The organism is Arthrobacter sp. cf158 (genome assembly GCF_900106835.1).
Lineage (GTDB): Bacteria > Actinomycetota > Actinomycetes > Actinomycetales > Micrococcaceae > Arthrobacter.
Genome location: NZ_FNNR01000002.1, coordinates 302,871 through 314,540, shown reverse-complemented (window position 1 = coordinate 314,540; position 11,670 = coordinate 302,871). Strand labels below are relative to the sequence as shown.

Annotated in this window: 5 protein-coding genes; 2 read left to right on the top strand and 3 right to left on the bottom strand. The window is 60.6% G+C overall.

Features of this window, described 5'->3' with window-relative positions; all coding sequences use genetic code 11:
• Positions 1-44: 44 nt before the first annotated feature.
• The gene (locus tag BLW08_RS04360; RefSeq protein WP_091323514.1) at positions 45-4,190 is read left to right on the top strand and encodes an FtsK/SpoIIIE domain-containing protein; all 4,146 of its coding nucleotides are present in this window, start codon (positions 45-47) and stop codon (positions 4,188-4,190) included.
• A 28-nt stretch (positions 4,191-4,218) separates the two neighbouring features.
• Here the strand turns inward: BLW08_RS04360 and BLW08_RS04355 are convergent, their stop codons facing one another.
• Positions 4,219-4,719 (bottom strand): hypothetical protein, encoded by a 501-nt coding sequence (locus tag BLW08_RS04355; protein WP_090818369.1) that lies wholly within the window; start codon positions 4,717-4,719, stop codon positions 4,219-4,221.
• Positions 4,720-4,958: 239 nt separating this feature from the next.
• Between BLW08_RS04355 and BLW08_RS04350 the strand changes: the two genes are divergently transcribed.
• Complete coding sequence (locus BLW08_RS04350; RefSeq protein ID WP_003804966.1) at positions 4,959-5,207, top strand: WhiB family transcriptional regulator; 249 nt, start codon at positions 4,959-4,961, stop codon at positions 5,205-5,207.
• A 100-nt stretch (positions 5,208-5,307) separates the two neighbouring features.
• On the opposite strand, the gene BLW08_RS04345 is transcribed toward BLW08_RS04350, so the two are convergent.
• Together BLW08_RS04345 and BLW08_RS04340 are read right to left on the bottom strand one after the other, a co-directional pair.
• On the bottom strand, positions 5,308-6,777 hold the full coding sequence (locus BLW08_RS04345; RefSeq protein ID WP_090818366.1) for a sensor histidine kinase: 1,470 nt from the start codon (positions 6,775-6,777) through the stop codon (positions 5,308-5,310).
• A gap of 32 nt (positions 6,778-6,809) precedes the next feature.
• Positions 6,810-11,666, bottom strand: a complete 4,857-nt coding sequence (locus BLW08_RS04340; RefSeq protein WP_091323512.1) for an NAD-glutamate dehydrogenase — start codon at positions 11,664-11,666, stop codon at positions 6,810-6,812.
• Between the last annotated feature and the right edge of the window lie 4 nt (positions 11,667-11,670).

The following is an 11,670-nucleotide window of genomic DNA, read 5'->3' as shown; positions in this document are numbered from 1 at the left end:
CGAGAAACAGCACACCCGTTAAATTCGAGATGCCAGGAGGAGTTATGACCTTGGAGTGCACATTGGTGCGTGGCCCGGGTGCTGCGGGGTGGTCAGCCCCGGAAGAATTGACCATCGCCGTGGCCAACGGTGTTTCCGGCCTCCACCTTCAAAGCCTCCTCCAGGAGCATCGCGGGACCGGCAACCTCTCGGTGGACGGACGCGATCTGTCCACTCTCACTGTGGGGTTGCCGCCCCTGGTAACAGGCGCCGTCATCGTGGAGGGCCAGGTGCCCCGCGCGGACCGGGAACCGTCGTCCCTCCCGTTGATGCTGTTGACCCATTCCGGCCCCAGCGCCGGTAGCGTGTTCCAGCTTAAGCGCGGCCGGTTCATCATCGGCAGGGGCCTCGTCGACATTCAGGTGGCGGATCCGGGCATGTCCCGTGAACATGCCGTCCTGGAGGTGTCCAGCACCACCCTGACGCTGCATGAAGTCAAGGCCTCCAGCCCTGTGGTGGTGGATGGGCAGCCCAAGCGACGTGAATCACTGACCTCCGGGCAAACGGTTCAGTGTGGAAACTCCACCTTCTCGGTGTTGGCGGAATGTGGCCCATTCCCCATGATCTCGAACGATGCCGGCCGCTCCGTCGCGAACCCTATCGAAGTGCCCTTCGCTCGGAGCACAGGCAACCGAATTAGCCTCGCACTGACGGCAGCGCTCCCTTTGATTGCGGGAGTTGGCTTAGCCGTTGCCACCGGAATGTGGATGTACCTGGGATTCACGGTCATTTCCGCAGTCACTCTCCTTGTTCCCCTGATCACCGGTCACAGGAGTCGCCGGGAATGTAGAAGGGCTGTTACGCGGGCTGTCCTCGAGGACACCGATCGGCGCCGTCACAGCTCGCCATCTGCCGCCGAGATGGTGATGGCTGCCCACAGGAGGTCTGATGCTATGCGCCAAGCGGTTCCGAATGCCATCCAGGGGATGACCCGTTTGCCGTTGGCTGCAGGCCCCCAGGCCGGAGGCGGTGACGAACCACTGGGTGCGTGGGTCCGGCTGGGCATCACTGCGGCCGTGGCAAATATTCGGTTGGTGCCGGACGATCCTCAGTTCCGTCCGCCGCCCATTGGTGCTGCGGCCATGACGTTGGATCCAGGGCATCCTGTGGTTGGTCTTAGGGGTCACCCTGCCCATGTGGATGCTCTGCTCCGCTTCATTGTTGTCCAGCTGAGCAGCTACCCCTGTGCGGCTGAGTTGCCTGTGATTATCGTCGGGCCGGTGGAGCGGCTGCCCCTGAGCGCACGGTTCATGCCGGGGGTAACCCTGGTTACCCACCAGGGTGCAGCTCTGACGGCCCTCCACCGGCAGAAAGACTTCCGCAGCGGAAGGCTGATCTTTATTGCCGATCCGGCCCGCGACAGGACTGACCTCCCTGAGCCGTTGTTGGACGCCGCCAGCAGCGCGGGATGGCAGGTGATCTATTGCTCTTCTTCGCCCGACCATGCCTGGCCCACCATCGACCTCTCACCCTCAGGTACTTCAGGGCACGTGGTGTTTGGCGGCGAGCGCCAACACTTTGTTCCGGACCTTGTTCCGGACTCCGTCTTTGACGGGTACTGCCGAAATGTGGCTGCGATGTCAGGTTTGGAGGATTCCGCCAGAGACGACGGTGTTCCTGATTGGTGTTCTCTGAATGAGCTGCTTCCATCCGGACAGCGGAGAATCCTTCGACGCTGGGATGAGCCCACATTGCACAACGGGCTCAGGGCAGTACTGGGCCAAGGTCAGGACGGATGGGTGACCTTCGATTTCAAGAGTGACGGCCCCCATCTTTTGGTTGCAGGAACCACAGGCTCCGGTAAGTCCGAACTCCTCCGGACGCTCATAGCATCCATGGCTTTGAGCTATTCTCCGGAACACACAACCTTCTTCTTCCTGGATTTCAAGGGCGGCTCGGGCTTGCGCCCTCTAGCCGGTCTTCCACATTGTGTTGGCTTTCTGACGGATCTTGGTGCCCAGCATCTGGATCGTGCTCTGGCTTCACTCAGGTCAGAGATCCGGTACCGCGAAGAGCTGTTCGCCAAGGCGGGAGCATCGGACCTGGCACACTATCGGCGCTCCCCTGCCGGCCAATCCACGGTGCTCCCTCACCTCGTGGTGGTCATCGATGAGTTCCGGATGTTGATTGACGACGCCCCGGGTGCCCTCCGCGAGCTCATGCGGGTGGCCACTATAGGAAGGTCCCTGGGCATTCACCTTGTGATGGCAACTCAGCGGCCCCAAGGAGCGTTGACTGCCGATATCCGGGCAAATGTGACGTCGAGTATCGCGCTCCGAGTGCAGTCCGACAGCGAGTCCATGGACATCATCAATTCCAAGGCTGCAGCGTCGATACCTGTCGCCGCCCCGGGCCGGGCGTTTCTTGCCAAGGCCTCGAGCAAGCCGCAAGAGTTCCAAGCCGCGACTCTTGCCTTTGATCCTGACCTGCAAATACCTGACGGACCGCTCCGCGAAAACCAATCCCAGCGCGTGCAGGCGACTGCGCAGGCTCTGCAGCAAAACCATGCAGTCAAACCTGTGAACCGTCATCAGGATGCCCTCTCGGATGCATGCGCGCTACAGCTCGTTTCGGCTGTCCAGGACGCCTGGCAGTTCCTCAGCCGGCCTCTCCCGCGGCAGCCTGTCGCAGCACCGCTGCCCACTTCGATCCCATGGCAGACCCCAATGCCCTCAACGTTAACCTCCCCGACCCTGCAGAATTCCGTGACAGCGCCATGGGCCGTTGGGCCAGTGGCCTTGGCAGACGTGCCGTCCCAGCAACGCGTCGACCCCCTGTTCTGGTTCCCTGCCGAGCATGGCCACTTGGCGATGATCGGCAGTGCCGCAAGTGGCTTACACGATTGTTTCCGGGCTACCTCGGCCATGTTCGCTGCCCAAGGACCCCAACCGCACGTCTATGTTCTGGACGGCGCCGGCTTCATGAGTGAACCCGCAGGACAGGGAAGGATCGGGGCCATCGCTGGCCTGCACCAAGTACAACTTGCCTCGCGTGTGTTAAGGCGACTTGCTGAAGAAATGGAAATTCGACGTTCAGCACGGGGCGCCGACCGCACCAACAAACCCCTGGGCTTGATTATCACTGGGTGGTGTTCCTGGGCAGCCAGCTTCCGGGCCGGGCCGTTCGCCTGGGCAGAGGCTGTTCTGCAGGACATAGTCAGGGACGGCGGTCCCCTGGGCATCATTGTGCTGATTTCCGGTGAACGGGAACTGGTCAGCTCACGGTTCTTTGCCGCGATTCAGAATCGCGCTTTTTTTCCTTGCGGGTCCACGGAGGAGTCGCGCTTTCACTGGCCGCGGCTTCCGGAGGTGGAAGCCATTCCCGGACGCTCAGTTCTCACGGGAAGCTGGGTCGACGGGCAAACCATGGTGGCACAATTTCGGCAAGCCCCTTACGAAGGATCTTGGCCATACCTCGATCTCACCTCATCGCCACCGCCGTTCAGGGTTCTCCCGCTCCCGGATCACCTCAGCACACGGGAATTCCAAGATCGGCTCTTGGAAGCCCGCACGGACCGGCTCCTTCCAGAACAGGCCCTGACGCGTCTTGACCGGGGTCTGGTGGACCAGGATGCGGATCCCGTCTTGTGGATCGGACTTGGTGGTGACGAAGGTACGCCTGTATCGCTGCCGCTACGGGCAGGAGGAGTGAGCACGATTCTTGGAGGTCGAGGGACGGGGAAGAGCTCAGCGCTGGGGTCGCTGCAAACCCTCAATCCGTTGATTCCCTGGATAACCCCCGGTGACCGAACCTCCCACGACGAATTCTGGGCGTCGGCCGAACGCGAAGTAGATGCCGGAAACCTGGACCCAAAAAGCGTGCTGCTGGTGGATGACGCCGATTCCTTGGACGTCCAGGGGCGACAGGCTTTGGCTGCCTTGTACGGAAAAGTACATGGAATCGTGCTGACAGCCACGCCTGGACCAGGTCTTCTGCATCATTTGCCGCTGGCCCGGGAAGTGCAGAGCATCCGGATGGGATTGGTTTTGGCTCCGGGTTCACCACACGACGGCGAAATGCTCGGAGTGCGGCTTGACGTCGATTCAACAGTACGCCCGGGCCGCGGCTTCATCGTGAACGGAACGGACATGCGGCCATTTCAAGGAGCATTCTCAAAGGACTTCCCACCCCGCGGCTTATCCCGCTATTGAGATGCCGGCCTGCATGAGGCGTACCTGCTCACAGCGCGCGGGACGACCCGCCAACGCGCGACGCAAAGCCAACGACGTCCTTTTGGAACAAGAACACGATCGCAGCCAAGGCAGGGACGATCATCGCCAGCCCTTGCAGCACCAGCCCCCCGGTCATCGTCGGGAAGCCAATAGTTAGAACAAACAATTGGGCCACAAGCGCTGCCGCGCGAGTCCACCTGTATCCACGGAAAAGGAAATGGCCTACAGCAAACAACCACGCTGAAAACGCAACAAGGAGGCCGAGCGTGAACACGGCACCCCAGAAGTTGAGTACCGGAGCCCCCGTCAGCAGTTCGTATGCATACCAGGCAGCGGCGCCAAGGAGCGCAAGCGCTTCCAGCACCACCACCACTGAGATGACCACAATGCCCCTCGGCCGGCGGCTGTCATTGGCAGCGTTGCTTGTGGCATGCGCCTGCTGGTTGGAATCGTCGTTTCCATCGGGTCCGGAGGCAGGCTGGGCAGGGTTTATGGGAGGTCTTGACACACTGGCACACTACCGGACATAGTCATCTAGCAGTGAGGGCACTGGCGGCTGATGTGATGCATCGCTCACGGATTCCGGGCATTTCGACCACTAACACCCCTTGTTTACAAGGCGTTAACATGAAACGCTTGACTCAGACGACCAAGGGGGCCCATGCGGGCCCCTTTCCTTTGGAGCCTCTCGTGAATGTTTTCACAAAAGGCCCTATCTAGTTCTCACGAATGGAGTGACTGATCAGCATGGATTGGCGTAATCGCGCAGCCTGCCTCGACAAGGACCCGGAGCTCTTCTTCCCAGTCGGCAACACCGGACCAGCACTTCTGCAGATCGAGGAAGCAAAAAGCGTCTGCCGCCGCTGCCCTGTCGTGGACACTTGCCTACAGTGGGCATTGGAGTCAGGTCAGGACGCCGGTGTTTGGGGCGGCATGAGTGAAGACGAGCGTCGTGCACTCAAGCGTCGTGCCGCACGTGCACGCCGGGCTTCCTAGCTCACAGGATCACGAAAGGCCGCGGACCATTGGTCCGCGGCCTTTCTGTGTTTATGGCCAGACCCCGGAGTCGCAGCTCGGTAGGTTTGGCTTCTGGAAACTAGACCCGCGCCAGGTTCAGGACGATCTCCACGGCAGTGCCTCCGCCCTCGCGTGGGCTCCACTGGATCGATCCGCCAAGCTCGCTGGTTACCAGCGTGCGAACGATCTGCAAGCCAAGGCCCTCTGTGTACTGGCCTTCGGGCAACCCGACGCCGTCGTCGGCAATAGTTACGGTAAGGAATTCGTCATTTCCGTCCCCATCGGCCCGATCGGCCAGCAACCACACGGTTCCAGTACGCCCCTCCAGTCCGTGCTCAACAGCATTGGTGACCAGTTCGTTGATAACCAAGGCCAAGGGAGTAGCAAAATCGCTGGGCAACTCGCCGAACAGGCCAGAACGTTCCGTGCGAACCTGCTGTGACGGCGAGGCCACCTCAGCGGACAACCGGAATTGGCGCCCGATCAATTCGTCAAAGTCGACGCTCTGGGTGAGTCCTTGCGACAGGGTCTCGTGGACGAGCGCGATGGTGGCGACGCGACGCATAGCCTGTTCCAGACCTTGTTTCGCTTCGTCGCTCACCATCCGCCGTGATTGCATTCGCAGTAGGGCTGCCACAGTCTGAAGGTTGTTCTTGACCCTGTGATGGATTTCGCGGATGGTGGCATCCTTGGTGACCAGCTCCATTTCCCGACGACGCAATTCCGACACGTCACGGCATAGGACCAGTGCACCAAAACGGTGCTGCTCGTCGCGCAATGGAATGGCCCGCAGGGAAAGACTGACGCCCCGCGATTCAATCTCGCTGCGCCATGGCATGCGGCCGGTGACAACTAGTGGCAACGTCTCATCGACCATGCGCCGGTCTTTGAGCAGGCCGGCAGTTACTTCCGCCAATGAGCGACCCTCCAACGACTCAACTTCACCTAGGCGACGGAAGGCAGAAACACCGTTGGGGCTGGCGTACTGCACGATTCCGTCGGCGTCGAGCCGGATGAGCCCATCACCAACGCGCGGCGCGCCGCGGCGGGACCCTGTTGGAGAAGCGAAGTCCGGCCACAAACCCAGTGTGCCCATCCGCAAAAGGTCGTAGGCACACTGGCGATAGGTCAGCTCCAGCCGCGACGGCATCCGGGAGCTGGACAAGTCCATGTGGGACGTCACAACGGCAAGCGTCCTACCGTTGCGCACCATGGGTACGGCTTCCACGCGCAGCGCCATCTCGCTGCTCCAACTCGTTTCACTGGAGCGTTCAATAGCGCGGCTGTTCCACGCCTTATCAACCAAGGGCCGAAGATCCGAGCGGATGCCCTCCCCCACGAAGTCCGCATGGAACACCGTGTGGGATGTCGACGGACGGACGTGGGCGAGGGCAATATATCCGTATTCGGGGTGCGGAAACCAGAGCGCCAGGTCCGCGAAAGCCAAGTCAGCGACCATTTGCCAGTCACCGACGAGGAGGTGCAGCCATTCGGCATCTCCAGGCCCGAAATCAGCGTGTTCCCTGATGGGGTCCGTAAAGATTGCCACTGCACCTCCATTTGCGACGCCGGGACGTGTCCCTAGCGTCGGACGATTGACCTCAAGAGCCTTAATGCTACCGACAGTGAAGCCATGTCGTCGGCCTCGAGTGCGTTGACCTCATCAAACATGGTCTTGGCACGTCCGAGTTGCTCGGCATTTTGCTCTTCCCACGCCTTCAGGCGATATTCTGCCAAGGCTCCGGATTCCGTCGACTCAAGGACCGACGTCGTCATATCTGCCACCGTTGAGTACAAATCGTCCCGAAGGGCGGCCCGTGCCAACGCCTGCCAGCGATCATCGCGTGGCAAGGAACTGATGCGTTCGAGCAGCGAGTCAACGTGGAAACGGTTGAAAACGGTGTAGTAGACGTGAGCGACGTCCTCAACGCCCTCATTGCCTGTCTGGGCAATACGGGCGATGTCCAGAAGGGCGTAGCTTTCGAACAGTTCCGCCCATCGGTGGGCGAGGTGCTCGGGCAGTTCCCAGCCCTTGGCTTTATCCAGCCAGCCGGAAATACGGACCTTGTCCTCACCCCGGAGGTAGTCAAGAAGCTTTGCCCGCAACGGGGCCATCATCGGCTTGAACGATTCCACCACGGCTGAAATAGGCTGTGACGCCATCCCCTGGCCCAGGACCCACCGAACCGCCCGGTCAAGCAGGCGGCGGATGTCCAGGTGGACTTCACTCCAGTGCTCTGTGGGGAAGGAGGCGGGCAGGGCGTTCAACTCGGCAACCATCGGATCGAGGTCATAGATTTCACGCAGGGCCACAAAGGCCTTCGCAACGGCAACCTCATTGGCTGACGTTTCTTCTATGGCACGGAACGCGAACGTAATACCGCCAAGGTTGATGATGTCGTTGGCGACAACAGTAGCGATGATCTCTCGCCGCAAGGGGTGCGTGTCCAGCTCTGCGTCGAACTTTTCCCTCAGTTGCTTTGGGAAGTAGTTGCGGATGGTGTCCGCAAACCAAGGATCATCTGCAAGGTTGCTGTCGCGTAGCGCTGCACCCAATTCGATCTTCGCGTAGGCAGCCAGGACTGCCAGCTCCGGCGACGTCAGGCCTTGCCCGTGCTCCAACCTTTCGCGCAGGGTGTCCGTCGTGGGCAGTGCTTCAAGATCGCGCTTCAGGTCGGCGGACTTCTCCAGCCAATCCATGAGTCGCTCGTAGCTCGGACTCCAGTCAGCAACCCGGGTCCGGTCATTGAGCAACAGAATGTTTTGGTCGATGTTGTCCTGAAGGACCAGCCGTCCCACTTCATCGGTCATATCGGCAAGGAAGGACGCCCGCTCAGCGGCCTCCAGCTTGCCTGCCGCCACCATACGGTCAACGAAGATCTTGATGTTGACCTCGTGGTCCGAGCAATCAACACCAGCGGAGTTGTCGATGGCATCCGTATTAAGGATGACTCCTTGCAGCGCGGCCTCAATGCGACCCCGCTGGGTCAAACCGAGGTTGCCACCTTCACCCACTACCTTGACCCGCAGGTCCCGGCCGTCAACGCGAATCGCATCATTGGCTTTGTCGCCCACGGCTGCATGGGTCTCGGTGCTCGCCTTGACGTACGTGCCGATACCGCCGTTGTAGAGCAGGTCTGCCGGAGCCAGCAATATCGCGCGGAGAAGATCCGGGGGGCTTAGCTGCGTGGTTCCCTCAGGCAAGCCCAAGGCCTTGCGGACCTGGTCCGAGACCGGGATACTCTTCGCTTGCCTCGCATACACGCCGCCGCCATCGCTGATGAGCGAGCGGTCGTAGTCGTCCCAGGAAGACCGGGGCAGCTCGAACAGCCTCTGCCTCTCAGCGAACGAGGCTGCAGCATCCGGTGCCGGATCAAGGAAGATGTGACGGTGGTCAAAAGCGGCAAGCAGGCGAATGTGCCGGGAAAGTAGCATTCCGTTGCCAAAGACGTCACCGGACATGTCTCCGACACCCACCACGGTGAATTCTTCGGTCTGGGTATCCAGATCGAGTTCACTGAAGTGCCTCTTGACCGATTCCCAAGCGCCGCGCGCCGTGATTCCCATGGCCTTGTGGTCATAACCGACGGACCCGCCTGAGGCGAATGCGTCACCAAGCCAGAAACCATACTCGGCTGCCAGCCCGTTCGCTGTATCGGAGAACGTCGCCGTGCCCTTATCCGCAGCCACAACAAGATACGAGTCGTCGCCGTCATGTCGAACGACATCCGACGGCGGTACCAGCCGTTCGCCTTCCGCTGACGTCACGAGGTTGTCAGTGATGTCCAACAAGCCTCGAATGAAGGTCTTATAGCTCTCGATTCCTTCAGCCATCCATGCCGCGCGGTCCACTGCCGGGTTCGGCAGTTTCTTGGCAAAGAAGCCACCCTTGGCGCCGGTGGGAACGATGACAGCATTCTTCACCGTCTGGGCCTTGACGAGGCCGAGGATTTCCGTGCGGAAATCTTCCCTCCGGTCCGACCAGCGGAGGCCGCCACGGGCCACCTTGCCAAACCTGAGGTGAACACCCTCCACCCTCGGCGAGTAGACCCAGATCTCGAACATCGGCCGCGGGAAGGGCAGGCCATCGATCGATGTGGGGTCCAGTTTGAAACTGAGGTAGTCCTTGTTCTGGAAGTAGTTGGTCCGCAGCGTCGATTCGATGAGGTTCACGAAGGTTCGCAGCACGCGGTCCGCGTCCAGGGTGGCAACCTGCTCAATCGAGTCTGCCAGGGCTGCCCGTGCAGCGCCTTGGCGTTCTGCCCGCAAATCCTCAGGCACAGCAGGATCGAAGCGCGCGGAGAAGAGGTCGTTGAGACCCCTTGCGACGTCGGGATTGGCCAGCAATGTGTCGGCGATGAATCCGAACGAGTTGGTGTTGCCCATTTGGCGCATGTACTTGGCATACGCACGGAGCACCACCACCTGGCGCCAGTGCATGCCTTCGCGGAGAACCAATCGGTCAAAGTTGTCCGACTCCACAGCTCCCGTGACGGCAGCACCAAAGGAATCACTCAGCAGGTCACCGGTCGCGAGGGGATCAACTCCCGCGGGATACTTGAGGCCGAGGTCGTACAGGAAGAAATCGCGATGATCGGCGGTCTCGATCTCGAAGGGCCGCTCATCCAAAACCTCAAGTCCAAGGTTGTGGAAGTACGGGAGGATCTGGCTCAGGCTCTTGGGTTCCATCAAGTAGAGCTTGACGCGGGCATCTTCTTCCAGTGCCTCGCCGGCACCTTCAGGCAGATATACGTGAACACCCGGTTTTACCTGCTTGGCAGCTTCACCGATCCGCTCCGCCTGGGCGCCATACTTCTCGAAGCGCTCAATGTCTTCAAGGGCGTCTTCAACTTCGTAGTCCACCCGGTAACCCGCAGGGAACGCTTCCGCCCAAAGCGCAGACAGGATGTCTGCATTCTCGGCAGGACGGTGCTCCCGCAGGACCTCCGCAACACCTTCGCTCCAGGAGCGCGAGGCCCTCATCAGGCGGTGCTCGAGTTCTTCGACGTTGACTTCTGCCAATTCAGCGGTGCGCGGCAACCTGATCCTGAAGAACACACGGGCCAGCGCCGACTCAGTGATCCGGGCCTCGTAATCGATACTTTCGGCATGGAAAGTTTCCCGGAGTTCCTGCTCGATCCGGAGGCGGACACTGGTGGTGTAACGGTCGCGGGGCAAGTAAACCACAGCCGACATGAAACGGCCGTAAATGTCAGGGCGGAGGAACAACTTGGTCCGCCGGCGTTCCTGCAGTCGCTGAATGCCCGTAGCCGTAGCAGCCAGGTCGGGAATCTCGATCTGGAACAGTTCGTCGCGGGGGTAGGTTTCGAGGATGCCCAGCAAGTCCTTGCCCGAGTGGGAGTCAATCGGGAATCCGGCGTTCCGCAGAACGGCATCGACCTTGTCGCGAACAATGGGGATGCTGCGAACAGATCCGGTGTAGGCGCTGGTCGCGAACAGCCCAATGAAACGACGTTCCCCATTGACGTTGCCCAAGGCGTCGAAACTCTTGACCCCGATGTAGTCGAGATAGGCAGGCCTGTGGACGGTGGAGCGGGAGTTCGCCTTGGTGATCACCAAAGCCCGCTTCTCCCTGGCGCGCTTCCGCCCTGCATCTGTGAGGTGCTGGACCTGACGGGTGGAGTCGCCTGCACGGAGGAGTCCAAGTCCGCTGTCTTCACGCAGCTGCAGGACGTCCTCGCCGTCTTCGTCAACGAGGTCGTATTCGCGGTATCCAAGGAAAGTGAAGTTGCCGTTGTCCAGCCACCGCAGGAGATCCTGCGCCTGACGGAGTTCGGCGACTTGTTCAGGATGGGATATGCCGCCCAGGGCCTCGGCCAATTCGAGAGCCTTGCTTCTCATCTTCGGCCAGTCCTCGACTGCGGCCCTGACATCTCCAAGTACGCGCTGCAGGCCGGCGATCAATTCCCCGCGGGCCTCATCGCTGACCCTGTCAATTTCGACCGCAATCCATGATTCCATGTGCGATGCGTTGTCACCGTCGCCCAGGAGGTGCGCAACGCTGGGAAGCGCAGCCGTATCACCACTGGAAATTCCAACGTTTGAAGGGACCCTCGAAATCTTACGGAGTTCTCCGGAGACCCGGTCGCGGGTGACCACAAACAAGGGGTGCATCACCAATCGGATGGCGCAGTTCTGGCGAACAAGCTCCGCGTTAACAGAGTCCACCAGGAAAGGCATGTCGTCCGTGACAATGTAGACGACACTTCTGTCGGCTTCACCGGCGATTTCAACAACGGCGTTGCCGGGGAGTCGGGACTGGGCAACGTCCCTGTGGTTGGATGCCCGCGATATCAGGAGTTCAGCCGAATACGCGCGGGAGTCCTCCTCTGCGAGGTGCTCATAGTAGTCACCGAAGAACCCTTCACGAACAACTGCTGCATCGGACCGATCCTCCACGCTGGATCCTGACGACATCGAC